The organism is Bacillus sp. SIMBA_026 (genome assembly GCF_046535335.1).
Classification (GTDB): Bacteria; Bacillota; Bacilli; order Bacillales; family Bacillaceae; genus Bacillus; species Bacillus velezensis.
In genome coordinates, this window is sequence record NZ_JAWRWX010000001.1 from 1,402,224 (window position 1) to 1,425,739 (window position 23,516).

27 protein-coding genes and 1 riboswitch are annotated in these 23,516 nt (G+C 46.8%); of the genes, 3 read left to right on the plus strand and 24 right to left on the minus strand.

All coding sequences use genetic code 11. The features are described 5' to 3' along the window. Positions 1-18: 18 nt before the first annotated feature. The 12 genes from SB847_RS06740 to SB847_RS06795 all read right to left on the minus strand — a co-directional run bounded on the left by SB847_RS06740 (position 19) and on the right by SB847_RS06795 (position 11,169). On the minus strand, positions 19-1,800 hold the full coding sequence (locus tag SB847_RS06740; RefSeq protein ID WP_007409435.1) for an ATP-binding protein: 1,782 nt from the start codon (positions 1,798-1,800) through the stop codon (positions 19-21). Further along, the gene (gene resD / locus SB847_RS06745) at positions 1,797-2,519 is read right to left on the minus strand and encodes a DNA-binding response regulator ResD (protein ID WP_003153397.1); all 723 of its coding nucleotides are present in this window, start codon (positions 2,517-2,519) and stop codon (positions 1,797-1,799) included. The genes SB847_RS06740 and resD overlap by 4 nt, the downstream gene beginning before the upstream one ends. Positions 2,520-2,600: 81 nt before the next feature. Then, the gene (gene ccsB / locus SB847_RS06750) at positions 2,601-3,776 is read right to left on the minus strand and encodes a c-type cytochrome biogenesis protein CcsB (protein ID WP_007409434.1); all 1,176 of its coding nucleotides are present in this window, start codon (positions 3,774-3,776) and stop codon (positions 2,601-2,603) included. 18 nt (positions 3,777-3,794) lie between these two features. Then, complete coding sequence (resB, locus tag SB847_RS06755) at positions 3,795-5,423, minus strand: cytochrome c biogenesis protein ResB (protein WP_227051044.1); 1,629 nt, start codon at positions 5,421-5,423, stop codon at positions 3,795-3,797. Continuing rightward, complete coding sequence (gene resA, locus SB847_RS06760; protein ID WP_003153391.1) at positions 5,420-5,959, minus strand: thiol-disulfide oxidoreductase ResA; 540 nt, start codon at positions 5,957-5,959, stop codon at positions 5,420-5,422. The genes resB and resA overlap by 4 nt, the downstream gene beginning before the upstream one ends. An 84-nt stretch (positions 5,960-6,043) precedes the next feature. Further along, positions 6,044-6,778, minus strand: a complete 735-nt coding sequence (gene rluB, locus SB847_RS06765) for a 23S rRNA pseudouridine(2605) synthase RluB (protein ID WP_007612296.1) — start codon at positions 6,776-6,778, stop codon at positions 6,044-6,046. A gap of 93 nt (positions 6,779-6,871) precedes the next feature. Next, positions 6,872-7,408 carry a spore maturation protein SpmB gene (gene spmB, locus SB847_RS06770; RefSeq protein ID WP_003153387.1) on the minus strand — a complete coding sequence of 179 codons (537 nt, stop codon included), beginning with the start codon at positions 7,406-7,408 and terminating at the stop codon, positions 6,872-6,874. 4 nt (positions 7,409-7,412) lie between these two features. Beyond that, positions 7,413-8,003: a nucleoside recognition domain-containing protein gene (locus tag SB847_RS06775; protein ID WP_003153385.1), complete on the minus strand. Its 591-nt coding sequence runs from the start codon at positions 8,001-8,003 to the stop codon at positions 7,413-7,415. After that, positions 7,991-9,142 carry a D-alanyl-D-alanine carboxypeptidase family protein gene (locus SB847_RS06780; RefSeq protein WP_044802131.1) on the minus strand — a complete coding sequence of 384 codons (1,152 nt, stop codon included), beginning with the start codon at positions 9,140-9,142 and terminating at the stop codon, positions 7,991-7,993. The genes SB847_RS06775 and SB847_RS06780 overlap by 13 nt, the downstream gene beginning before the upstream one ends. Positions 9,143-9,255: 113 nt before the next feature. Then, the gene (locus SB847_RS06785) at positions 9,256-9,741 is read right to left on the minus strand and encodes a DUF3907 family protein (RefSeq protein ID WP_003153380.1); all 486 of its coding nucleotides are present in this window, start codon (positions 9,739-9,741) and stop codon (positions 9,256-9,258) included. A gap of 89 nt (positions 9,742-9,830) precedes the next feature. After that, entirely contained in the window at positions 9,831-10,424 is a 594-nt protein-coding gene (gene scpB, locus SB847_RS06790) for an SMC-Scp complex subunit ScpB (protein WP_007409428.1), read from the minus strand. Continuing rightward, positions 10,414-11,169: a segregation/condensation protein A gene (locus tag SB847_RS06795; protein ID WP_007409427.1), complete on the minus strand. Its 756-nt coding sequence runs from the start codon at positions 11,167-11,169 to the stop codon at positions 10,414-10,416. The genes scpB and SB847_RS06795 overlap by 11 nt, the downstream gene beginning before the upstream one ends. 207 nt (positions 11,170-11,376) lie before the next feature. On the opposite strand from SB847_RS06795, the gene SB847_RS06800 reads away from it, so the two are divergent. Beyond that, positions 11,377-11,466 (plus strand): YjcZ family sporulation protein, encoded by a 90-nt coding sequence (locus tag SB847_RS06800; protein ID WP_003153376.1) that lies wholly within the window; start codon positions 11,377-11,379, stop codon positions 11,464-11,466. A gap of 87 nt (positions 11,467-11,553) precedes the next feature. After that, positions 11,554-12,075: a DUF309 domain-containing protein gene (locus tag SB847_RS06805; RefSeq protein ID WP_410561616.1), complete on the plus strand. Its 522-nt coding sequence runs from the start codon at positions 11,554-11,556 to the stop codon at positions 12,073-12,075. Positions 12,076-12,140: 65 nt separating this feature from the next. Here SB847_RS06805 and ribT read toward each other — a convergent pair whose 3' ends face one another. The 9 genes from ribT to SB847_RS06850 form a co-directional block, all read right to left on the minus strand. Further along, positions 12,141-12,515, minus strand: coding sequence for a GNAT family N-acetyltransferase RibT (gene ribT / locus SB847_RS06810; RefSeq protein WP_003153373.1), 375 nt, complete (start codon positions 12,513-12,515; stop codon positions 12,141-12,143). A 116-nt stretch (positions 12,516-12,631) separates the two neighbouring features. Then, positions 12,632-13,096 (minus strand): 6,7-dimethyl-8-ribityllumazine synthase, encoded by a 465-nt coding sequence (ribH, locus tag SB847_RS06815; RefSeq protein ID WP_003153372.1) that lies wholly within the window; start codon positions 13,094-13,096, stop codon positions 12,632-12,634. A gap of 32 nt (positions 13,097-13,128) precedes the next feature. Then, on the minus strand, positions 13,129-14,325 hold the full coding sequence (locus tag SB847_RS06820) for a bifunctional 3,4-dihydroxy-2-butanone-4-phosphate synthase/GTP cyclohydrolase II (protein WP_007612309.1): 1,197 nt from the start codon (positions 14,323-14,325) through the stop codon (positions 13,129-13,131). A 14-nt stretch (positions 14,326-14,339) separates the two neighbouring features. Then, entirely contained in the window at positions 14,340-14,987 is a 648-nt protein-coding gene (gene ribE, locus SB847_RS06825; protein ID WP_007409425.1) for a riboflavin synthase, read from the minus strand. Then, positions 14,968-16,083 (minus strand): bifunctional diaminohydroxyphosphoribosylaminopyrimidine deaminase/5-amino-6-(5-phosphoribosylamino)uracil reductase RibD, encoded by a 1,116-nt coding sequence (gene ribD / locus SB847_RS06830; protein ID WP_032873227.1) that lies wholly within the window; start codon positions 16,081-16,083, stop codon positions 14,968-14,970. Before ribD ends, ribE begins: the two co-directional genes overlap by 20 nt. Before the next feature lie 131 nt (positions 16,084-16,214). Continuing rightward, positions 16,215-16,361: riboswitch (FMN riboswitch) on the minus strand. A 119-nt stretch (positions 16,362-16,480) separates the two neighbouring features. Continuing rightward, complete coding sequence (locus SB847_RS06835) at positions 16,481-16,825, minus strand: hypothetical protein (protein ID WP_007409423.1); 345 nt, start codon at positions 16,823-16,825, stop codon at positions 16,481-16,483. A 246-nt stretch (positions 16,826-17,071) separates the two neighbouring features. Next, positions 17,072-17,647, minus strand: coding sequence for a signal peptidase I (gene lepB / locus SB847_RS06840; protein ID WP_007612320.1), 576 nt, complete (start codon positions 17,645-17,647; stop codon positions 17,072-17,074). A gap of 80 nt (positions 17,648-17,727) precedes the next feature. After that, positions 17,728-18,219, minus strand: coding sequence for a CcdC protein domain-containing protein (locus tag SB847_RS06845; RefSeq protein ID WP_015240128.1), 492 nt, complete (start codon positions 18,217-18,219; stop codon positions 17,728-17,730). A 149-nt stretch (positions 18,220-18,368) separates the two neighbouring features. After that, entirely contained in the window at positions 18,369-18,800 is a 432-nt protein-coding gene (locus SB847_RS06850) for a peptidylprolyl isomerase (RefSeq protein WP_003153363.1), read from the minus strand. 284 nt (positions 18,801-19,084) lie between these two features. Here SB847_RS06850 and SB847_RS06855 point away from each other — a divergent pair, with 284 nt between their 5' ends. Further along, on the plus strand, positions 19,085-19,984 hold the full coding sequence (locus SB847_RS06855) for a DUF1002 domain-containing protein (RefSeq protein ID WP_410561612.1): 900 nt from the start codon (positions 19,085-19,087) through the stop codon (positions 19,982-19,984). A 44-nt stretch (positions 19,985-20,028) separates the two neighbouring features. Here SB847_RS06855 and lysA read toward each other — a convergent pair whose 3' ends face one another. The 3 genes from lysA to spoVAEA all read right to left on the minus strand — a co-directional run bounded on the left by lysA (position 20,029) and on the right by spoVAEA (position 23,516). Next, a complete protein-coding gene (lysA, locus tag SB847_RS06860; RefSeq protein ID WP_012117893.1) occupies positions 20,029-21,348 on the minus strand; it encodes a diaminopimelate decarboxylase in 1,320 nt (439 codons plus the stop codon). A gap of 124 nt (positions 21,349-21,472) precedes the next feature. Then, the gene (locus SB847_RS06865; protein ID WP_007612331.1) at positions 21,473-22,954 is read right to left on the minus strand and encodes a spore germination protein; all 1,482 of its coding nucleotides are present in this window, start codon (positions 22,952-22,954) and stop codon (positions 21,473-21,475) included. Next, complete coding sequence (spoVAEA, locus tag SB847_RS06870; RefSeq protein WP_025284950.1) at positions 22,908-23,516, minus strand: stage V sporulation protein SpoVABEA; 609 nt, start codon at positions 23,514-23,516, stop codon at positions 22,908-22,910. Before spoVAEA ends, SB847_RS06865 begins: the two co-directional genes overlap by 47 nt.

Consider the following 23,516-nt stretch of genomic DNA (forward strand, 5'->3'; position numbering starts at 1 on the left):
CAAGATTGTTCGTCAATTTCAGACGTCATCCTGCACTTTTGTCGGAATATAAAATGTAAACGTCGTCCCTTTGTCGATGCTGCTGTGAACCGCAATTGAGCCGCCGTGGGCTTCCACGATATTTTTTACGATGGCGAGTCCGAGTCCGGTCCCCGCCCTGCCTCTTGTTCTTGCTTTGTCCGCTTTATAAAAACGTTCAAAAATAAAAGGCAGGTCCTCTTCCGGTATTCCCGAGCCGGAATCTTTGATATCGATTTTCAGCCCGTCTTTTACGGTCTGAGCCGCGATATGAACGCTTCCGCCTGACTCCGTATGGCGCAGCGCATTATCTATAAGGTTGGTAAACACCTGTTCCATTTTATCTTCGTCAAAGACACACTCCGGCTGAGACACCGAGATGTCTTCTGTGAGCGAAACGCCTTTTTCCTTCGCTACCCCGGAAAATTTGCGGGAGATCTTCTCCAGAAATTCATGCAGATTTACCGTTTCATAGTGCAGGCCCGTATGTCCGGATTCCATTCTGGCCAAATCCAGCAAATCATTGACGAGCCGGCCCATGCGAAGAGATTCATCATAAATGATCTGCGCGATTTCTTTTTTCTCCTCTTCAGTGCTTGCAATGTCGTCCACTATTGCTTCGCTGTATCCCTGCAGCATAGAAATCGGGGTTCTGAGCTCATGACTGACATTGGCAATGAAGTCTTCACGCAATTTATCCAGCCTGCGCTCTTCGGTCATATCACGGAGCACGGCCACGGCGCCGCGGACGTGTGATTCCGCATAAAGAGGCGACATCAATAAAACCCATGACCTTCCTTGAAGCGTCATTTCAATCATTTGCTCTTTTTCCGTGTTCACTGCATTTTGAAATAGCTCTTTTGCTTCAGGGGGAAGGTTGTCTCCTTCTTTAATGTTCATGTTCTGCTCATAATACCATGCCTGCAGAAAACGTTCGGCCGGCGGGTTGGTCACCAAAATGGTGCCGTCAATATTTATGGTGATGACTCCGTCTGCCATACTGCTTAAAATATTGGACAGCTGTTCTTTTTCCTGATTCAGCGCGTTAATATGAAAATTGAGCTGCCGTCCCATCTGATTAAAGGCAATGGCCAGTTCCCCGATTTCATCTTGGGTCAGAATCGGAATTTTTGTATCAAACTTTCCTTTCGCCAAGTCTTGGGCGCCTTCCCGCATTTTCCGAAGGGGATATGTCACCCTGCTGGATAAAAAGAACGCGAAAAACGTTGTCAAGACGATGGCAATGCCCGCCGCAAGAAAAATATAGCGTGTTGTATGTTTCGTCGTATCTTTGACGGCAAGCAGCGATTGGGATAAAAAGACCATGCCTTTTTTGCCGTCTTTTTCATACGGCACTCCGACGATCAGCCGTTCGTTATCCGAACCGGCATTGTTGGGGACCGCGCGTTTGCTTACTTTTTTGCGGTCTGTCAGCGCCTTGTGCAGATCCCGGTCATGTTTGATCTGCTCTAATGTAATAGAGGATAAATGATTATCGTCATTGGGCGAATACCAGACATGCTTATCATCCTGAATGATCGCGATGCTCGTTAAATTGTCCGCCAGTTCCCACGTGATGGATCTGGCAAGCGGCTGGTCTTCATGATTTTCTATTATGACCGCAATTTTATCGGCAAGCTGCGTTAAATCTTTTTCCGCTTCTTCAACGTGGTAGTTTTCTATAAATTCCAGAAGCAACACCGTTAAAATAAATAAAACAATTAACACGAGTGAAAGAATGGTAAACCAAAGCTTTCCTACTACGCTTTTCCAAAACTTCATTCAGCGCCTACCTCAAATTTGTATCCGACTCCCCATACGGTGACGATTTTTTTCGCCGCTCCCGGGGACACTTTATTTAATTTTTCACGGAGCCGTTTGACATGGGTGTCCACCGTTCTGAGGTCTCCGAAAAATTCATACTGCCACACTTCTTTTAAAAGCTTTTCCCTGTCGTACACTTTGTCCGGTGTTTTCGCCAGGAAGTACAACAGTTCATATTCCTTCGGCGTCAGGCTCACCTCCGTGCCGTCCGCAGTCACCCTGTGAGCATCGTGATCAATGGATAGATGCGAAAAGACGAGCACATTTTTTGTCGGGGTATTGGCTGTCAGATAAGATGTTTGGGAAGCCCTTCTTAAAAGCGCCTTTACCCGAAGCACCACTTCTCTCGGGCTGAAAGGCTTGACGATATAATCGTCCGTACCCGCTTCAAACCCCTGGACGCGGTTGGCTTCTTCCCCTTTTGCCGTCAGCATGATAATCGGCGTCGCTTTTTTTTCTCTGAGCTGCCGGCATACTTCGATTCCGTCCGTTCCCGGCATCATTAAATCCAAGAGCACCAGATCATAATCTGATGCCAGCCCCATTTTAATGGCCTCGTCGCCGTTTTCCGCTTCTTCAATCACATAGTTTTCCCGTTCAAGGTACATTCTTAAAAGGCGTCGAATTCTGGCTTCATCATCTACTACTAATATTTTAGTTTCATTTGTTTGATCCATCGTTTTCCCCCTGCTTTCCTTCTGTTACTTTCATTTTAACAAACTGTGCGGCAGCTTGAGAACTGTATCGGCTTTTTGCATCTATGCGTACGAATGAAGTCCGGCAAGCACGAGATTCACAAAAATTAAGTTAAACATAATAATGGCGAAGCCGATGACGGCAAGCCACGCGGACTTTTCGCCATGCCAGCCTCTTGACAGCCGCAAGTGCAAATACGCTGCGTAAAATAAAAAGGTGATCAGCGCCCATACTTCCTTCGGGTCCCAGCCCCAAAAACGCGTCCATGCAAGCTGCGCCCAAATCATCGCAAACACAAGCGCGCCGAGTGTGAATACCGGAAAACCGATGGAAACAGCGCGGTAGCCGACTTCATCGACCAAGTCCAGATTCACATTTTTGACGAGCGGGCTGATAAGAGCGCTGATTCTCTTTCTGAATATCAGCCTGAGCGCACCGTATAAAACGAGACCTGCGCCAAACGACCAGATCACCGTATTGACCTTTCTGCCTGAAAAAATGGCCGGAAGCTCAATAAGCGGCTTCATTGCGCCTTCCGTAAGCAGTTCTCCCTCATGCGGGCCGACAAGCGCAGGCATATCATATATCATGACGCTTTTGGCTTCTTTTTTATCCACCCAATTAAATTCAGCTTTGTAGTCCGCCAGCCGGAATGCCGACGTGACGGCGATAAATGCCACGGTCGTCACGAGTATAAACATGATGACTTCAAGCCAGAACGTTTTTTTGCCCGGTCTGGATTGGTCGACATGCTTTAACAGGAAAATGACGCCGGCTACAAAACTGATCGCAAGAATCGCCTGCCCGAGCGCCGCCGTCGTGACGTGAATGTACAGCCAATTGCTCTGCAGTGACGGAATAAGCGGCGTGATGTCTGTCGGAAACATGCTTGCATATGCGATAAGCAAAAGCGCGATAGACAATGTGAACATGCCTAATGAAGGCAGTCTGTAAATAAAGTAAATAATAATAAAAGCGAGAACAAGCATCATGCCGAATGACGTCGTAAATTCAAACATATTGCTGACAGGCGCATGTCCGCTTGCCGACCATCTCGCAATGAAGTAGCCGAGATGACAAAGAAATCCGAAAATGGTTAACGTGATTCCGATAGCCGACCAGCGGCCCTTACCGTCCTTAGCACCTTTTGTTCCCCGGATGGCGCCGCCGAAAACCGGGACGGCAATTAAATAAATCAAAAAGGCAGCATAAAGAAAATTTGCGCTCAGCTCCGCCATGACACCACTCCTTTTTCACTAGGCCTGATTTTTGGCCAATTCTTTTTGATCGGCCGGCTCTTGAATCCCGGTCCCGCTAAGAACAAATTCGATATCTTTTTTCAGACCGAACCAGTTTTTGTTCGTATGTCCCGCCACAAGCACTTCATGATCACCTGTTTTGATCCAGATCCTTCTGTGCTGCCAGTACATTCCTTGAATGACGCCGATCATAAAGATCGCTCCGCCGACGGCAAGCACCCATAAGGTTAAGTCTTTTCTGACGGTGAGTCCTGTAATGTTTTTCGTTTCCACATGGTCGAATTTTAATTTGTACTTGTTACTTTCGGAACCTTCAACAGTCTGCTGAATCGCAACAAAACTTTTCTCCCCTTTCGGCTTGTCAGGAGCCGTGATTTTAAAGACAAAAGCCGGATTGTTAGGAACCTTCGTTTTCGTGCTCGGTTCTCCGTCCTTGTTAAAATAAAAATCAGGAAGATAACTGGCGATCTGCACTTTGTAACCGTTACCAAGATCATAGTCCGTGTCGGGATCAAGAAGATTGATCTTCAGTTTGCCGAATGACTGTTTTGTTTTTTGGTCGATCAGCTGAAATACCATCTGATCGAGCTGGTTTTCTTTATAGTCCACCTGATACACAGAATAGGAGTCAAAGCGAAGCGGTTCATTGACGCGGATATTGTTTTCTTTGACTCTTTTAAGCTTCGGCTTTTCGCCGAATACAATGTCGCCTTCCCTCTTGTACAAAACCGCGTCCGTTGTGAAGGATTTGGCGACTTTGCCGTTTCCGGCTCTGTCAATGGCGTCGGCGAATACTTTTTTCTCAGTGTCTTTGTTATATGTCTGCATCGTGAACCGGTTGTTTTTTAAGTAATACTTGCCATCAGTACCGGGGATCTGAGCGGTTTCGCCTTCACGGACCCAGAGCGTTTCATCGACATACATACCGGGTACAAATCTCAGCATGGCTCCGATCAGAAAAATGATCAGACCGATATGATTGACGTAGGGCCCCCACCTTGAAAAACGGCCTTTTTCCGCCAGAATGCTTCCCTCTTGTTCTCGCACTCTATAATGCTTTTTTTTCAATCGTGTTCTGAGGCTATCAGCCGCATCCCCGCTCAGCTCGGTTTCTGTCCGGCTGTATAGACGCTGCCTCTTCAAAAAGATCGGATTCCGCCGAACTCCTTGATTTTTCAGCGCCCTGTACAAAGGAATCACCCGATCCAGGCTGCAGATGACCAGTGATATGCCAATGGATGCGATCAGGAGCATATACCACCATGAGCCGTACAGGTGATGAAATCCCAGCAGATAATACATTTGGCCGATTATGCCGTACTGCTGTTCATAATATGTATCCGGCTGGGCGCCCGGCGGCAGATAAGCTTCCTGCGGAAAAACCGTGCCGAAAGCAGACGCCGCCAGAGTAATGACGATCAGCCATATTCCGACTTTTACGGAAGAAAAGAAGTTCCATACCTTATCTACGATTGTTTTGTTATATGTTTGCGAACGCCTTGCGCTGCCGTCGTACCGCATATCGGCAAGCGGCGATTTTTGATCATCAAGCGGCTTCCCGCACGACTCGCATAAAACCGTCCCGGCTGGATTCACGTGCCCGCATTCACATTTGACCTTTTTCATGAAGACGCCTCCGGCTTAATTAAATTCATATAGTCATGAACCATGCGTTCTGTCATCGTGCCGGTCACCACTTTCACGACTTTTCCGTCGGGATTGATCAAAAATGTCGTCGGAATAGGTGATACGCCGTACGCGTCCAGCACTTGCCGGTCAGTATCGAGCGCAACCGGGAAATTGACGCCGTATGTTTTCATAAAGTTATGTACTGCAATTTTTGATTCGCCGACATTTACCGCAACCACCTCGACACCGAGGTCTTTAAAATGCTTGTATTGATTCTCCATGTAGGGAAATTCCTGCTTGCACGGCTCGCACCACGTTCCCCAGAAATTCAGAAAAACGCCTTTTCCTTTTAACTGACTCAGTTCTATGAGTCTGCCCTCTGTATCTTTCAGCGCGAAATTCGGGGCTTTGGACCCCTCAGATATACGCTCGCCGTTTGTGTAAACAGCATTATAGATGGTATATCCGAGCGCGCAGAGTAAGATGAGAAGGATGCCGGTCCGAATGAATAAACGCCGCCGTTTTTTGTTCATTGTACACTGCTCCCCTCCCCTGCCTGCAAATCCATTCAATTATATCATCAACACGTTTTGTAATTTTTGAAGGTTATGTGAAAATTAGAAAGCGTTTTTACCGTGTTCAGCTAAAGCCCGCAGCCTTTTCACCTCATGCGGCGACAATTCTCTTGCGTCTCCTGTGCGCAGGCCTCTTAAATCTAAAAATGCATATTCTTCACGTTTTAGTTTCAACACGTCATGACCGATCGCCTCGAACATGCGGCGGACCTGTCTGTTCCGTCCTTCATGAATCGTCAGCTGAATGATGCTCGTCTGCTTTCTTTTGTCCAGGGAAAGCATTTTCGCTCTGGCCGGCGCCGTCTTGCCTTCTTCAAGCTGAATGCCGCGCTCAAGCTTTCTCAGAAGTTCCTTGGAAGGAATCCCCTTCACTTTGGCGACGTACGTCTTATCAATTTCGTATTTCGGATGCATGAGTTTGTTGGCAAACTCGCCGTCATTTGTCAGCAATAAAAGTCCGCTCGTATCATAATCAAGCCTGCCGATCGGATAAATGCGCTGCGGCACTTCTTTGAAGAAGTCGGTCACCACTTTCCGCCCTTTGTCGTCATCAGCTGCTGAGATCACTCCTCTCGGTTTATAAAGCAGAAAGTACACGGGTTCTTCCCGCTCCACCTTTAATCCGTTTACTTCAATCTGATCAGAACCGGTCACTTTTACGCCAAGCTCTGTTATTACTTTTCCATTCACCTTTACTTTTCCTTCTTTTATCAGCTCTTCCGCCTTTCTGCGTGATGCCACGCCGGCATGAGCAATAACTTTTTGCAGTCTTTCCATGTCGTTCACCTCAAGTATAATCTTACTTTTTTCCCCTTGAACAAACAAGCTTTTTCAAGGAGAGTTATTTTGATATATAAAAAGCGCCTGATTTCAGGCGCTTCCAAATAATAACGTAACTATGATGATTGATGCAACCACCCCGATCAAATCAGCGAGAAGACCAACCTTTAAAGCATCCCCCATTTTTTTGATGCCGACCGCCCCGAAATACACCGTCAGGACATACAGCGTCGTGTCAGTCGATCCCTGCATGACCGAAGCCAGCCTGCCGATAAATGAATCAGGCCCGTACACGGCGATCAGATCTGTCGTCATGCCGAGCGCCGCCGTCCCCGAAATCGGGCGGATCAGAGCAAGCGGCACGACTTCTGCGGGAATGCCGAGCGCTGTAAAGAAAGGCTTGCACAGCCCCATGACAAAATCCAGCGCGCCCGAGGCCCGGAATACGGTAATCGCCACCAGCATCCCGACCAAATACGGAATGATGGAAAACGCAATCTCAATTCCTTCTTTACCGCCTTCAACGAATGATTCATACGTCGGCACTTTTTTGATCGTGCCGTATATCAATATACCGGCGATAATAATCGGAATCATGGCTAAAGACAGCCAATTCACCATTTCCATTCGCTTACCTCCCTTTTCTTTTGCGGCGGTACCAGAAGTAGCGGTCAATGAAAATCGCGCCGATTCCCGAAATTAAAGTCGCTAAGATGGTCGGCCCGACGATATCGGTCGGTGATTTCGCCGAGTAAGCCATGCGCACGGCAATGACGGTTGTCGGTATCAATGTAATACTCGAAGTATTTACCGCCAAAAAGGTAATCATGGAACGGCTGGCCTCAGACTTACCTCCATTCAGCTTTTTCATCTGCTCCATGGCTTTAATGCCGAGCGGTGTCGCCGCATTTCCCAGTCCGAAAAAGTTTGCCATGAGATTTGATAAGATGTATCCCATCGCCGGATGATCAGGGGGAATATCAGGAAACAGCTTAGAAATAAACGGGCGGCACATTCTGCTGAATATATCCAAAAGGCCGGACTGCTCGGCTATTTTCATCAGGCCGAGCCAGAACACGAGAACGCTCATTAATCCGAACGAGATCGTAACCGCTTCTTTCGCTCCTTTAAAAACGGCTTCATTCACATCCTGCAAGGTACCGTTAAACATCGCAAAGACAAGTCCGATTACCGTCAGACATACCCAGATTAAATTGACCATGACGAACCGCCCGCCGCGCTCATAAACAGGCTCGTAAACGTCTCAATGAAATGCTTTTTCGGTTTTTTATGGCGCTCATTTTCATAATAGACGGGGATCTTGGCGATCACTTTCCCATCATGCATAACAGTCATCCGGCCGACGACATCAGGAATGAGAGAGGCGTCCTTTTTCCAGGCTTTTTTCGGTTTTATTAAGGTTGTGCGGATTTTTACATCGTCGATTTCATCCTCTTTTAACAAATATTTGACATCCCGGGCAATAAAAGCGCGCTTTCCGTAAAACGTCTTTTTCAGCTTCGGAATGCCGCCTTTTTTAGCGACGACATAGGTTTTATAGTGATCAAAGACATAATTAAACATATTCATATGATCATCCCAATCATCCGGATCATTTATGGTGACCGCGATGAGATCCGTACCGTCTTTTGAGGCCGTCGAGACGAGCGTCCGTTTCGCGATTTTTGTATAACCTGTTTTTCCGCCTGTGCTGTAACGGTAGAGCCCTGTGAGAAGCTTGTTTTTATTTTTCCATACCCGGTCCATCGTTTCCGCCTTATACACTTTTGTGCCTGAAACGGTCCGGTATTCCTTGATTTTCATCGCGTATTTAGTCAAAAGCGCCATGTCATACGCCGTTGAATATAAATTTTCATGGTCGTCCAGTCCGTGCGGATTTTGAAATTTTGTATTTTCCATCCCGATTTGCTCGGCTTTTTTGTTCATCATAAATACAAAACCGTCAAGGCTTCCGCCGACATATTCCGCTATTGCTGCAGCGGCGTCATTTCCTGATCTCAGCATAAGCCCGTATACGAGATCTTTCAGCTTCACTTTTTGTCCCGGCTGAAGATAAATGGCTGAGCCTTCCGTTTTTACGGCATTCGGGGAAACCGTCACGGTCTCTTCCATCTTCCCTGATTCAATCGCCAGCACCGCCGTCATGATTTTCGTAATGCTTGCAATCCGCCGCTTATGATGTTCATCCTTGGCGAATAACACCCTGCCAGATGCTCCGTCGATTATAATCGCGCTTTTTGCGCTGACATGTATTTGGGCATGTGCCGTATTGCCGTCTGTAATGGAAAAAAGAATAACAAAAGTCAAAAGAAATACGGCAGCTTTTTTGAAAAAGCGCATGAATGCTCACGTCCTTGTTGTGGGTTTGTACAAGTTTATGCGCATGTCCATGACTTATGAATACCAATTGCGTCACTTTCACATAAAAAAACTCTCCCAAAAGGAAGAGTTTTTTATCTGACTGATGCCATATTTGAGCCTGATGCTTCATATTGCGCCAATTCTTCCCGCATGCGCAGAAATTCACTGCTGAGCGAAAGCAGAAGGCTCCGCAGCGAATCCGGCACTTGCTGGTAGAATTCAATCGCGCTTTGGCCTGTATAAGCGGCGCGGCTGTTTTCGTACCATGTATCCTTTTTCGGCATGAAAAACTCTTCCACGCACTGATGATACACTTTATACAGCGTTTTTTCCGCTCTCACCTCATGAAACGGCTCCTGCATTAAAAGCCGCCTGCAGGCTTCCTGGGCGCCTTCGCAAAAGACGGTCATCCTCCTCAGCACACTGAGCACGTCGCGGCAGTATGCCTCATCCGCCTCTCCTTGAGCCCGCATCTCCGGCAATGTTGTATGATTTAAATAGCTGCTGACCATCGTGACAACCTCGGCTAAAAATTCACCAGTTTCTTCAGTATGGGCCCTCACAATCGAATTTCCCATTTCCGTCCGTTTCCTTCCTCTCTTGTACGTCGTCATTTGCGTCATTCATCAATGGCCTTTCCCTACTATCGTATGATGAAAAACGATTATTATTTAATATCCTCAAAAGTTTGGTTGAAGTTTTCAAAGAATAAATCGGCTTCCTCCTGGAGAACGTCTTCCTCCGCATTTTCAGGGAGCGGCGGGAGCTCCTCCAATGTTTTTAAGCCGAATTGTTCAAGAAATACCGGTGTCGTGCCGTATAAAATCGCCCGGCCGGGACCGTCGGCGCGGCCCACCTCACACAGCAGCGCTTTTGACACGAGGCTGTGCAGAATCCGTTCAGACTTCACGCCCCGGATATCTTCAATTTCCGCCCGTGTGATCGGCTGCTTGTACGAAACGATCGCCAGCACTTCCAAAGAAGCCTGTGACAGCCCTTTTGACGGCACTTCGATTAGTTTTTTCAAATAAGGCACGAATTCTTTTTTCGTTCCAAGCATATACGTATCCGCATATTCGGTAAGCTCGATGCCTCTGTCGTCTTCCTTGTACTGAGCGGCCACTTCTTCCATGATTCCGGCCAGTTCCGCTTCTTCTATTTCAAGCACCGTCACCAATTGCTTTTTGGTCAGCCCTTCATCACCCGCCGCATACAGCAGGGCTTCCACAATCGCTTTCCAATTCACGATATCAAGCGCCATGAATGGATTCACTCCCCGTAATGTATATATCTGAAAAGTTTTCTTCCTGTTCAATGATAATCTGCTGATTTTTCATCAGTTCCAGGACTGCTAAAAACGTCACGACGAGATGGTCCTTTTGCCGAGAAGGAAAAAGCTCCGTGAAGTTTATTCTTCTCCCCGCCGTTTTTAAGCTTTTTACGATTTCGTTCATTCTGTCTTCAATCGGTATTTCCTGTCTTGTAATGGTCGTTTCTTTCGGCCGCGTGATTTTTTTACGCTGCAGCACCTTTTGAAACGCGCCGATCATGTCATAAACGGTCACCGACAGTTTCTGCTCGGTCTGTTTGATTTCTTTTGCATACTCACTTAAATCACTCGGCGGCTTTGTAAATGACTTTTGTCTTTCTTCTTCCCGCTCTTTTAAATCCTTCGCAGCGGTTTTATACTTTCTATACTCAATCAGCTTTTCAATCAGCTCGTCCCGAGGGTCTTCTTCTTCAAGCATTTCGTCTTCAAACAGCTCTTCCTCTTGTTTCGGAAGCAGCATTCTGCTTTTAATGCTGAGAAGAGTCGCCGCCATGACCAGATATTCACTGGCGACATCAAGTTCAAGCTCTTGCATTGTATGTACATATAATAAATATTGTTCAGTAATGGTTGCCACGGGTATGTCGTATATATCGATTTCAAGACGGTTAATCAGATGAAGCAGCAGGTCCAATGGGCCTTCAAACGTATCAATTTTCACTTGATATTCTACCATTATCTCACCATTTTCAATATCACTCTCATTGCCGGAAAAACTGGCTACCCTTTAGTATAATCCACCGAAATGCTCTCGTCCAATACTTTTATACACGTCCTCCGTTATTTAGAAAATACTGAAAAAGAAGATATACGCCTATACCTTTAAAGGCGGATGCACATATGATAGCCGTGTAAACTTGAAACAAAGGGAGGCTGATTTCACATGAGCGGAGCTTGTTTCGGCGGAGGTTTTGCATTAATTGTCGTTCTGTTTATTTTGCTCGTTGTCGTAGGAGCATCTTACATCTGCTAGTTCCTCAGGCTTCAGGCACCAAGCCGCTCTTTTTTCCTTTTCATAGCGCTGTGGTACACTGGTTTTAGCATAAAAGGAGGAAGCGGCTTGTATCCTAAAGCTTATATCGGCTTTTTGGCCGAATTTCACGCATCAAGAGATTATTTTGAGTGTCATGAACTGTTAGAGGAATATTGGAAAGAAAGCACGGCTGAAAAGCGGAGCATTCATTGGGTCGGCCTGATTCAGCTTGCCGTCGCTCTGTATCACCAGCGCAGGGGAAATGAAGCCGGGGCGAAACGGCTGATTGCCAACAGCTTACGTATTCTGCGGTCTGAAAAGCAGGCGGTCTGTTCTCTCGGTCTCAGCCATCCGAAACTGATTGAGCTGATAGAAACGCTGTCAGACGATATAGAAGCGGGCCTGCCTTATAAAAGTGTTATGCTGCCGATTACAGATGAAGCCCTGAAAGAAGCATGTCTTGCCGAGTGCCGCCGAAAGGGCTATACATGGGGGCAAGACGGCGTATCAGATACCTTTCTTATTCATAAACACCGCCTGCGGGACAGGACGGATGTCATTAAGGAACGCGAACGGGAAATTGAGAGAAGAAAAAAAAGCAGAGGCTGACGGTCAGCCCTGCTTTTTCTATATCAAAACAGCTCCCGAAACCGTGAAGATTCCGGGAGCATTTGTCAGTTATTATATGAGATATCCTGATCTTTTTGATGTTGACAGCGTTCAAAAAAGCTTTGCGTTAATTCATTCGGAACGAGTGCCTCCGTTTTGAACAGACGTTTTAAGGCGTCCATCATTTGCTTTCCGATTCCTTGATGGCGGTGAGAAGGATTCACGCTGATATGCCGGATTTCAACTTCTGAGTCCTTTTTTTCGACTCCGATCGCTCCGACGATATCTTCATCCTCTTTCCAAAGAAAGAGCTGGCGGCCAGTATCCGTTTCATAGTCCTTTATTGTCTGCTGAAGCTGCTTGAGATCTTTTTCATTCGGCATAAATGACAGAAGACCCATCGCAATCTTTTCAAACGATTTTTTATAACGAATTAACATAAAAACCCCTCTATATCCAAAATGTCCATTCATGTCCTATCAAACGGATACATAAAGGCGATCCGTTTCCTCACATTATATCATTTTCGCCGCTGTTTTAAACGCTTTTCAACAAATTATTCAAATGAACGGTTTAAGTTTGCCATTTCAATGGCAGATACTGCGCAATCCGCTCCCTTATTTCCGGCTTTTGTTCCGGCTCGTTCGATGGCCTGCTCAATGGTTTCAGTCGTCACGATGCCGAAGATAACCGGGACGCCCGTCGCCGTTCCCGCCTGGGCAATGCCTTTTGCCGCTTCATTGCAGACATAGTCATAATGCGTTGTCGCTCCTCTGATAACCGTGCCGAGCGTAATGACGGCATCGTATTTTTTCGTTTCCGCCATTTTCTTTGCCGCAAACGGGATTTCAAACGCTCCCGGCACCCAAGCGACGTCAATGTCGTTTGATTCTACACCGTGGCGAAGCAACGTGTCTTCCGCTCCGCTTAACAGCTTGCTCGTTATAAATTCATTAAATCTGCCGACGACGATTCCGATTTTAAGACCTGTTCCTACTAGGTTTCCTTGTATGATATTCATATGTTATCCATCCTTTTTTGTGAGATTTGTTTTTAGAAATGAAGCAGATGTCCAAGTTTTTTCATTTTGGTCTGTAAATATTGCTTGTTATGCTCACTCGCTTCCATTTGAAGCGGCACCCGTTCTGAAATGCTGAGACCGTATCCTTCAAGGCCGGCGATTTTCCGGGGGTTATTGGTTAAAAGTTTCATATGCTGAACCCCTAAGTCGCGGAGAATCTGGGCGCCGATGCCGTAGTTGCGCAGATCAGGCAGAAAGCCGAGCGCTTCGTTCGCTTCAACCGTGTCATACCCTTGTTCCTGCAATCGGTACGCCTTCAGCTTATTGATTAAACCGATTCCTCTGCCTTCCTGGCGCAAATACAATAGAACGCCGCGGCCTTCTTCAGCAATTTGCGCAAGCGCGGCATGAAGCTGAGGTCCGCAATCACAGCGATGGGATGCAAACACATCGCCCGTCAGGCATTCTGAGTGCACTCTGACAAGAACGGGTTCGCTGTTAAACGGGACATCCCCCATGACAAAGGCGAGATGTTCTTTTCCGTCAACCTCGTTTGTATATCCGTAAACTCTAAACGTGCCGAAGTCAGTCGGCAGCGTAATATCAACTTCTCTGTTCACAAGTGCCGTAATGTTGTAACGGTACTCTATTAAGTCTTTTATCGTAATCATTTTCAGCTGGTGGCGTTCGGCGATTTCGGCTAACTCCGGCACTCTGGCCATTGTGCCGTCTTCATTCATAATTTCACAAATGACGCCCGCTCCCTGAGATCCGCAGGCTTTTGCAAGATCAACGGCTGCTTCCGTATGGCCGGCCCGCTTCAGGACGCCTCCTTTTTTTGCGATTAAGGGGAAAATGTGGCCCGGACGCTGAAAATCGTCAGACACAGATTCTTCGTTCAACAGCGCCTGAATGGTAAAGGATCGTTCCTGCGCGCTGATGCCCGTTTTTGTCAGCCTGTGGTCAATACTGACCGTAAACGCGGTCTCATGTGAGTCCGTATTATGATCGACCATCGGGTGAAGATCCAGCCGGCCGGCGATGTCTTCAGACAGCGGCGTGCAGATCAGGCCTCTCCCATGGGTCGCCATAAAATTAACCACTTCCGGCGTGGCATGCTCAGCCAGCGCTACGAAATCTCCTTCGTTTTCTCTGTCTTCATCATCGACAACAATGATGACTTCACCTTTTTTCAGCGCCTCTAACGCCTCTTCTATCGGATGAAACATATCGATCTTCCTTTCTAAAAGCCGTTCTCGCTTAAAAAGGCTTCCGTGATAGTTTGATTGCTTTTCGTTTGTTCTGTTTTGTGCAAAAAGCGGTATAAGTATTTGCCGATCATGTCACACTCAATATTTACGGTCGATCCGACTGTTTTCGTCTGAAAAATCGTTTCTGAGATGGTATGCGGAATGATGGATACCGTTACGCTTTCGTCTGATAAACCGAAAATCGTCAGGCTCACGCCGTCTACCGTAATTGAACCTTTCAATACGAGCGTTTTTGTCAATTCCGGCGAAAGTTTTAAATCGTAATAGACCGCGTTGCTTTTTTTCTCGATCCGCGTAATTTCCGCCGTTCCGTCCACATGCCCTGATACAAAGTGGCCGCCGAACCGTCCGTTGGCGGACATCGCTCTTTCCAGGTTTACTTTACTGCCTTTTGACAAGCCGTTCAGCGAAGTGGCTTTCACTGTTTCCGGCATGACATCAACCGTAAATTGATTGTCAGAAAATCCGGTTACGGTCAGGCAGATGCCGTTTACCGCAATGCTGTCGCCAAGCTTCACATCACTTGTCACTTTTGAAGCGGCGATGGTTAATGCCATGGAAAGGCCTGTCTTTTTGATTGCTTGGATCGTGCCTGTTTCTTCAACGATTCCTGTAAACATCGTCACCATCCTTTCCATCTTTAGGTATGGCCGTCAGTTTTATATCCGGCCCGATTTGGGTGATTTGTGTGAATTGTAAATGGGGGACATCTTTCATTGATTGAAAACCTTCACCGGAGATCAAGCTGGGAGCAAGCGTTCCTCCGATTAATTTAGGGGCGAAATAGAAATGAAGCTCTTGGAAACAGCCTTCCTTGACAAAACTTCCGTGTACGGATGCTCCGCCTTCCACATAAACGGACATTATGCCGTTTTCAGCGAGAATACTGAGCACCTCAGGGACGTGAATGCGGTCTGTTTCCAGCGGAATAACTTTTATTCCGAGTGCGGTCAGCCGGTCTTTCTTTTGCACGTCTGCACCTTTGGCCGTAAATATCCATGTCGGCGCAGCGCCGTCAGTGAGCACATTTGCCGTTTCAGGAATGGTCAGCTTTGTATCGAGAATCACTCTGACCGGCTGCTTCACCGTATCAGGAAGCCTGCATGTCAGGCTCGGATTATCGGCTTTGACTGTGCCTGCTCCGACAAGAATGCTTTGATGCGATTTCCTGTATTGCTGGGCATCAAGCCTTGCCGCCTCTGATGTAATCCATTTGCTGTCACCGGTTTCGGTCGCTGTTTTCCCGTCAAGGCTCGCAGCCGCTTTCAAGGTGACATACGGAAGTCCGGTCCGCATGAAGTGAAGAAACATTTTATTCAGCTCTTCTGCCTGCTGCCTGAGAAGTCCGGTTTTCACTTCGATGCCCGCTGCTTCCAGCATTCCGATGCCTTTTCCGGCTACAAGCGGATTCGGATCTTTCACCGCGATGAACACCCTTTTTATCCCCGACTTTATTATCAGTTCGGCGCATGGCGGTGTTTTTCCGTAATGGCTGCAAGGCTCCAGCGTCACATACAAATCGGCGCCTTTTGCGTGTCTGCCGGCCATATTAATCGCGTGAACCTCGGCATGCGCTTCTCCGTATTGCAAATGGGCGCCCATTCCGACGATCTGTCCGTTTTTGACGACGACAGCGCCGACAAGAGGATTGGACTGTGTCTGTCCTTCACCGCGTCTGGCAAGTTCTATTGCCGTATTCATATAATATTCTTCCATCGTTATCCCTCCCTTCTTCCACGCAATTTGGCGTCAAAAAAGCCCCGAATGTTTACACAGTTCGGGGCTTTGCCAGTTTTAATCCATAGGAAATAAGACTATACAGTAAGTTTATTTTTTGCATAGCTTCTCTCATCCTTCTCCCATCCAGACTTTCACTGTCGGCTTCAGCTTTTCACTGAATCCACCGTATACAGATGCATACGGGTCACGGGCTGTAAAGCGCAAAGCGCCTTATTACCGCCGGTCGGGATTTTCACCCAGCCCCGAAGGATACAATCAATATTTTTTTGTCCTTATCCGCTATTATAACATCCTTTGCGGCAGGCGCAATGAATTTGCACCTAATTATTCAGAAAAATAAAAAGCGCCCTTTTCCCATAAAAGGCGCCTTTATTTATTCGTTCACTTTGACGACCTTCAATAAGCCGTCAATCCGGTTTGATTTGCTGAAATACGCTTTAATCTTATCTCCCTTTTTCACATCGGAGAGATCCTGCTTCAGCTTGTCGCCGTTAAAAATAATTTTTGTGCCGTTTTCTGCCGTACCGTGGTACTCAGTTCCTTCGATTTTCGTAATTTTATATGTTTTGACTGTATATTCTTCTTTTTCCTGGGACAGGGTTTGTCCGATTGCAGTCGGCACGTCTTTCAGTTCAATATCGTTTATGACCATATAACCGCCCGCTAATAACAGCAGCAGTACAAGTAAAATGGCTGCTTTTGTTTTAATTCTTCCCATTTTTCTACCTCCAGCCCGTATCAATCTATTCATTACTATGTCATATTCCTTTTGTTCATGAATAGAAAACCGTTCTTCCCTGCGTGAGTTACTCATATAACGTTTCATAAAGGGAAGATGTTTCATGTATCTGTAAAACTTTCTATCTATTAAATAGATATACGAATTTATGTTCTGTTTTTGAGGGTGGAAAGATAAATTTATATAAAAAAAGCAGTTTTCTTATAAGAAAACTGCCTGTACGGTTTATTTCGTCTTGCGAATTTCGTTAAACGGGAAGAAGACGAATTTTGATGTGCCCGCTATTTGTTTTTTCGTAAAAAGACCGAGGCCGTTGCGGCTGTCCATAGATTCTCTGCGGTTATCACCCATGACGAAATATTTGTCGTCCGGCACCTTCACCGGGCCGAAGTCTTCTGTCAGCCGGTCATAGCCGCCTTGCTTCGCCTTGTGCTTGTTTGCCGCTAAATACGGTTCGGACACTTTTTTGCCGTTGATATACAGCTGATCGTTTTTCATTTGCACCGTGTCGCCGGGAAGTCCGATAATCCGTTTGACATAGTGCTCATTTTCTCCGTTCAGAACGACGATCTGGCCGCGTTTGAAGTCGCTTATGTATTTGACCGTCATATTGACAAAGATTCTCTCGCGGTCATGCAGCGTCGGATCCATTGATCTTCCATCAACGAGATAAGGGGCAAATAAAAAGTTTCGGATGAGCAGTGCCAGAACGACAGCGATGATAATGGCTTTCGCCCAATCAAGTACGGCGCTTTTTTTAGAAGTTTTTTCTTTTTCTGATTTCAAGTGATTTCCTCCCATTAGCCATGGTCGTTTTTATTTTACCATGAATCCCTGCACAGAGGGCAAATAAGCCCCGCACCTCATCCATTTTTTTCATTTTATAAGCCGGATCTGCTGATTTTACGGTATTTCACGAAGCTTCCGATCCGCCAAATGCACAAATACACAAAAGCAAGTTCCATCGTTAAAACGGCGAATTCCGCCGCGTCAATGTTTTTGAAATATTGGCTGAGCACGATACGGATCGCAATAATCGCGATAATGACATATTTAAAGTTTTTATTCCGCTTGGAGTAGACAAAGCCGTCTTCCCGGATTTCATAGGCGGTTTGCGACAACATGATGACGCCGAATACCGCGCCTAACAGTCCGGCGATGGCGAGCTCCCAAAGAGCGGGAAAATGAAACGGCTTTCCCGGGATATTCATGAGCTGGCTGATGCTGAATGTGAAAATGACGGCGATAATCAAAAGCGGGAGAATGATGCCGAAGCCGCCGCCTTTAATCGGCCTGTTTCCCTTTTTCACCCTGAACCAAATAATAAGTGCGAGAATAATAATGACAAATAAAACGGTTGCCAATTGAACCAACGTTTCTACCTCTTTTCATTGTTGTAATCGGTCTTTTTCACTATACCAGAGGAACTGCTATCGTTCATATATGTATTTCTTCATGATTTACACATGAGAATTTTCATATACATAAAAAAACCCGCCTGAAAAAGGCGGGTTTTCCGTCATTATCCTTCTACACGGATTTCTTTCATTTTGTCTCCGTTAGACATGTTTTTCGCATGCTCTAAACCGCTTGTCACTTTTCCGAATACAGTATGAACGCCGTTTAAATGCGGCTGCGGCTCATGTACGATGAAGAATTGGCTTGAACCCGTGTCTTTACCGGCATGTGCCATTGATAAAGAACCGGCTTCGTGCTTATGCGGATTGCCTTCTGTTTCACATTTGATCGTTTTTCCGCTTCCGCCCATGCCTGTCCCAGTCGGATCTCCGCCTTGGCTGACAAAGCCCGGAATCACGCGGTGGAAAATAACGCCGTCATAAAAGCCCGTATTCGCCAGGTTTTCAAAGTTAGCGACTGTATTAGGCGCTTCATTCGGATAAAGTTCAAATTCGATTCTGCTGCCGTTTTCCATTTCGATGTAACCAGTTTTCATTCTCATTCCTACTTCCGTATTGTTTTTTGTCAAAGCCTTCTTCAATATGAATTTCAATTGTAAGCCGGCTTTCTTTTTGATATTCTTTTGAAGGAAGAGGCCTCTGCTCTTCTTTTCGCGGCTATTATACCACACCTTCAGCCGGAAAACGAATCTCCCCGCTTCCGCAGAAAGAAAATGAAACCAGAACAGCTTCACAGCCGTCTATGTATCGGAACTGCTTCACGCAGGCCCTCACAAACCGCTTCAAAACGGCATTTGTGAAAAGAAGGAGGTTAACCGCTTTGAAAAAAATGTGGATTGGATTGCTGGCGGCGGCCGTTGCATTGTGCACAATACCGAAAATCAGCCTGGCCGATGCCGCAGTCGGAGATGTCATCGTCACACTGGGGGCGGATCTGTCAAACGAAAACCGTCAGAAAGTGCTTGACGAATTAAATGTCCCTGATAACGCGACAAAAGTGACGGTCACGAATAAAGAAGAACATGAATATCTGGGAAAATATATATCGAATGCCCAAATCGGCACAAGAGCCATCTCTTCATCATCCATCACGGTGGCAAAGAAAGGGTCCGGGCTTGACGTTAAGACCCATAATATCGATTCCATCACGGATGAAATGTACTTAAACGCCCTGATGACAGCAGGAGTGAAAGATGCGAAAGTATACGTGACGGCGCCGTTTGAGGTATCAGGCACCGCAGCATTAACGGGAATCATCAAGGCATATGAAGTCTCATCAGACAAAGCGATTTCAGAAGATGTAAAACAGGTCGCCAACCAAGAGCTTGTCACCACTTCAAATCTCGGGGATAAAATCGGAGATAAAAACGCCTCCGCGCTGATCGCAAACATTAAAGATGATTTCGCGAAAAACGGTGTGCCCGATACAAAAGAAGGAATCGAGAAAAAGGTCGATGATGCGGCTTCAACCCTTAACATTACACTGACTGACGCTCAAAAAGACCAGCTCGTTTCATTGTTTAATAAAATGAAAAATGCCAAGATTGATTGGGGCCAAGTCGGCAGCCAGCTCGATAAGGCAAAAGACAAAATCACGAAGTTCATTCAATCCGATGAAGGCAAAAGCTTTGTTCAAAAAGTCATTGATTTCTTCGCTTCGATTTGGAATGCGATCGTGTCTGTATTCACAGGAGACAGCGGATCAAGTTCTAACAGCTGAATGCAAAAAGAGACCGGACGCCATTGTTCCGGTCTCTTTTTTATTTATTGTTTGACGCCCGTCTTAAACGGCAGATCCAGTTTTACAATGTCTTCATAAGTTTCCCTTCTAATGACAAGATGCGCTTCGCCGTCTTCCACAAAAACGACGGCGGGACGCGGAATGCGGTTGTAGTTGTTAGCCATGCTGTATCCGTACGCTCCCGTGCAGAAAACGGCGAGAAGATCGCCTTCTTTCACTTCCGGAAGATCTATATCCCAAATGAGCATATCACCGCTTTCACAGCACTTACCCGCGATGGATACCGTTTTGTCGTGGTGTTCTCCGATTCTGTTTGCCGATACGGCTTCATATTTCGCCTGATACAGCGCAGGACGGATATTATCGCTCATGCCCCCGTCAACCGCTGCATATTTACGGGTGCCGGGCACTTCTTTTTGCGAACCGATGGTATAAAGCGTCGTTCCGGCGTCTCCGACGAGCGAGCGTCCCGGTTCAATCCAGATCTCCGGAATGTCAAAAGCGTGCAGCGCTGCGTTTTCTTTTACCGCTTCGATAATTTTTTCCACATAAACGGCGGGATGAAGAGGTTCATCCTCCTCCGTGTAGCGGATCCCGAAGCCGCCCCCTAAATTCAGCACTTCAGAGACAAAGCCGAATGATTCTCTCCATTCATTCAGTTTTGCGAAGATTTTTTCTGCGGCCAGCACAAAGCCCGCCGTATCAAAAATTTGTGATCCGATGTGGCAGTGAACACCGAGAAGGCGGATATGGTCTGACTGTAATACTTGTTCAATCGCCTTTTCTATTTGCCCGTTATGCAGATCAAAACCGAATTTGGAATCTTCCTGTCCCGTCGTAATATAATCATGCGTATGCGCCTCTACCCCCGGAGTGATGCGCAGAAGCACATCCATTGTGCGCCCTGATTTGCGGCACAGTTCCGCGAGTAAGGATATTTCATAAAAATTATCAACGACGATGCAGCCGATTTGATGATCGAGCGCCATTTTCAACTCTTCTTCGCTTTTGTTATTGCCGTGAAAATGAATCCTGTCAGCCGGAAAACCAGCCGCAACCGCCGTAAACAGCTCTCCGCCGGATACAACGTCCAATGAGAGCCCCTCCTGCTCAGCGAGCTGTATCATCGCAACAGAAGAAAACGCCTTGCTCGCGTACGCGACCTGCGCCTTTAAATCCGCGTCAATGAATGCCTGTTTAAAGCTTTTAGCGCGCTCACGTATTAAAGCCACATCGTAAACATAAAGAGGCGTGCCGTAATGCTCCGCTAAATACAGCGCGTCCACACCCCCGATTTCCAAATGACCTAGTTTGTTTTGTCTGCTTGTGCCATGTAAGAACAATGCTCATTCCCTCTTTCTGATCCGCATATGGGTGAAAAGGACAGCTTCTTTTGAGCTGTCCTTATACAAGTCCCGTATAAGTTAAGACATACAATATCATAATCTTCTGTCGGTTTCAATGCGATTATGAACCGCTTGGCTGCCTTTGACGGTCTTTCGGGTGAACAATGCTCGGCCTGACTTTGGCTCCCGGCACTGTCGTCCGGACGAGCACCTGCCACAGCGCCTTGCCGTTAAACGGTAAAAACGGCCATAAATACGGCGTGTGAAACGAGCGTATATTCGCCATTATGATCAGCAGCAATGTAAAGCCTATCACAAAGCCTTTCACTTGGAAAATGGCCACGAGAACCATTAAGATGAGGCGTATCATTTTATTGGCGAGGCTGAGCTCATAGCTCGGCGTGGTAAATGATCCGATGGCGGCGATCGATACGTACAGAATCACTTCTGCTGAAAACAGCCCCACCGCTATGGCGATTTGACCGATCAGCACCGCCGCAATCAGACCCATGGCGGTGGATAAAGCGGTCGGCGTATGGATCGCGGCCATCCTGAGAAACTCAATCCCCAAATCGGCCAAAAAGATTTGCAGAATGATCGGGATATGCGTATTTTTATTTAAACCGATAAAATCCAATCTTTCAGGCAGAAGAGACGGTTCAAGAACAAAGAGGAACCAGATCGGTAGCAAGACCGTTGAAGCGATAATACCGAAGAACCTGATCCATCTTAAAAATGTTCCCACTGAAGGCGCCTGCCTGTATTCTTCCGCATGCTGAACATGGTGAAAGATCGTTGTCGGCGTTATGATCACGCTCGGTGACGTATCAACGACGATGATGACGTGCCCTTCCAAAATGTGATTGGCGGCCACATCCGGCCGCTCCGTGTATCTGACCATCGGAAACGGGTTGTAGCCCTGTTTGACGATGAATTCTTCCACCGTTTTATCAGCCATCGTCAATCCGTCAATGTCAATCGCATTCACTTCGTTTTCGACGATGCTGACAAGGTCCGGGTCCGCGATGTCCTCTATATACACAATCGCAAGATCGGTCTTAGAGCGCTCGCCGACTTTCGTAATTTTGACGCGGAGCCTTTCGTCCCTGATTCGTCTTCTGATCAATGCTGTATTAATGACGATATTTTCGATAAAACCGTCTCTTGCTCCGCGGACGACCTTTTCCGTATCCGGTTCTTCAGGTGTGCGTCCGGGGTAACTTCTGACGTCAACGATAAAGGCGAAGCCCGCGTCTTCAACGATAACGGCGACAAGTCCGGAAAGCACCTGATCCGTTACTTCGTCGAGCGTTTTGACTTTTTGGACCTGCTGATTGACAAGCCTGTTTTCAACAACGTCAATCGCTTCATCCGCATTCTCGTCATAATTATTGATGTCGACGAGCTGTTCCATTAAATGAACGATAAACAAAGTATCGGTTAATCCGTTGACAAAGTAAATCTGGACTTCCCGGTCTAATACTCGAACTTTGCGGACGCCGACATCATAGCTCGTTCCCATACCGACGCGGTCTTTAAAAAATTGTTCATTTTTTCTAGGATCCCGGTACACCTTGATCATGTTTTCCGGTTTTTCCGGCATGGCTTTCGCTCCTTTCTAAAATGAATTCGACCGCCTTCATCGTGATCGGCGAGCCTTTGGATATGTCATCTTTTCTCCCCATCTTTCCTATGTCGCCGATGCCCACAATGAGGGGAACGTCCAATTTATCCAGACAATACACCGTATCTCCGTTCATTCTGTGCTCGTCCATTTCTCTCATTCCGGTTTTATCGACGCCAAACTCCGTCACTTCTCCATCACGGTCAATGGAGACATCGACTTTCGTCCATTCAGCCTGATGGGTCTTAGAAGCGACCGCAATCACCCCCAGCACTTCAATGTCCTGATGTGAGGCGACATATTTCAGCGCCGTTTCGCCCGGCCCTTCCCCTTGCAGGCCTGAATCGTCAAACATGACAAACACCGGGTCATTCGGCGCGGCTTTAATCAGCTGAACAAGTTCGGGCCCGCTTCTCGTTGACGGATTGCCCTTTGATTGGGAAATACACCGTCCGCCTGCTTTTTCCGCGGCATATTCAATTGTTTTGGCGGCGTATACGTCCCCGTCTGTCACAAGAATGACCTTCCGTTTCGTCATCAG

Excerpts from the sequence above, each read along its gene's own strand:
- SB847_RS06740 (WP_007409435.1), bottom strand. The coding sequence starts at position 1,800 with ATGAAGTTTTGGAAAAGCGTAGTAGGAAAGCTTTGGTTTACCATTCTT.
- resD (WP_003153397.1), bottom strand. The coding sequence starts at position 2,519 with ATGGATCAAACAAATGAAACTAAAATATTAGTAGTAGATGATGAAGCC.
- ccsB (WP_007409434.1), bottom strand. The coding sequence starts at position 3,776 with ATGGCGGAGCTGAGCGCAAATTTTCTTTATGCTGCCTTTTTGATTTAT.
- resB (WP_227051044.1), bottom strand. The coding sequence starts at position 5,423 with ATGAAAAAGGTCAAATGTGAATGCGGGCACGTGAATCCAGCCGGGACG.
- resA (WP_003153391.1), bottom strand. The coding sequence starts at position 5,959 with ATGAACAAAAAACGGCGGCGTTTATTCATTCGGACCGGCATCCTTCTC.
- rluB (WP_007612296.1), bottom strand. The coding sequence starts at position 6,778 with ATGGAAAGACTGCAAAAAGTTATTGCTCATGCCGGCGTGGCATCACGC.
- spmB (WP_003153387.1), bottom strand. The coding sequence starts at position 7,408 with ATGGAAATGGTGAATTGGCTGTCTTTAGCCATGATTCCGATTATTATC.
- SB847_RS06775 (WP_003153385.1), bottom strand. The coding sequence starts at position 8,003 with ATGGTCAATTTAATCTGGGTATGTCTGACGGTAATCGGACTTGTCTTT.
- SB847_RS06780 (WP_044802131.1), bottom strand. The coding sequence starts at position 9,142 with ATGCGCTTTTTCAAAAAAGCTGCCGTATTTCTTTTGACTTTTGTTATT.
- SB847_RS06785 (WP_003153380.1), bottom strand. The coding sequence starts at position 9,741 with ATGGGAAATTCGATTGTGAGGGCCCATACTGAAGAAACTGGTGAATTT.
- scpB (WP_007409428.1), bottom strand. The coding sequence starts at position 10,424 with ATGGCGCTTGATATCGTGAATTGGAAAGCGATTGTGGAAGCCCTGCTG.
- SB847_RS06795 (WP_007409427.1), bottom strand. The coding sequence starts at position 11,169 with ATGGTAGAATATCAAGTGAAAATTGATACGTTTGAAGGCCCATTGGAC.
- SB847_RS06800 (WP_003153376.1), top strand. The coding sequence starts at position 11,377 with ATGAGCGGAGCTTGTTTCGGCGGAGGTTTTGCATTAATTGTCGTTCTG.
- ribT (WP_003153373.1), bottom strand. The coding sequence starts at position 12,515 with ATGTTAATTCGTTATAAAAAATCGTTTGAAAAGATTGCGATGGGTCTT.
- ribH (WP_003153372.1), bottom strand. The coding sequence starts at position 13,096 with ATGAATATCATACAAGGAAACCTAGTAGGAACAGGTCTTAAAATCGGA.
- SB847_RS06820 (WP_007612309.1), bottom strand. The coding sequence starts at position 14,325 with ATGTTTCATCCGATAGAAGAGGCGTTAGAGGCGCTGAAAAAAGGTGAA.
- ribE (WP_007409425.1), bottom strand. The coding sequence starts at position 14,987 with ATGTTTACAGGAATCGTTGAAGAAACAGGCACGATCCAAGCAATCAAA.
- ribD (WP_032873227.1), bottom strand. The coding sequence starts at position 16,083 with ATGGAAGAATATTATATGAATACGGCAATAGAACTTGCCAGACGCGGT.
- SB847_RS06835 (WP_007409423.1), bottom strand. The coding sequence starts at position 16,825 with ATGGGAAGAATTAAAACAAAAGCAGCCATTTTACTTGTACTGCTGCTG.
- lepB (WP_007612320.1), bottom strand. The coding sequence starts at position 17,647 with ATGGGAGGAAATCACTTGAAATCAGAAAAAGAAAAAACTTCTAAAAAA.
- SB847_RS06850 (WP_003153363.1), bottom strand. The coding sequence starts at position 18,800 with ATGAAAACTGGTTACATCGAAATGGAAAACGGCAGCAGAATCGAATTT.
- SB847_RS06865 (WP_007612331.1), bottom strand. The coding sequence starts at position 22,954 with ATGCCGGAAAAACCGGAAAACATGATCAAGGTGTACCGGGATCCTAGA.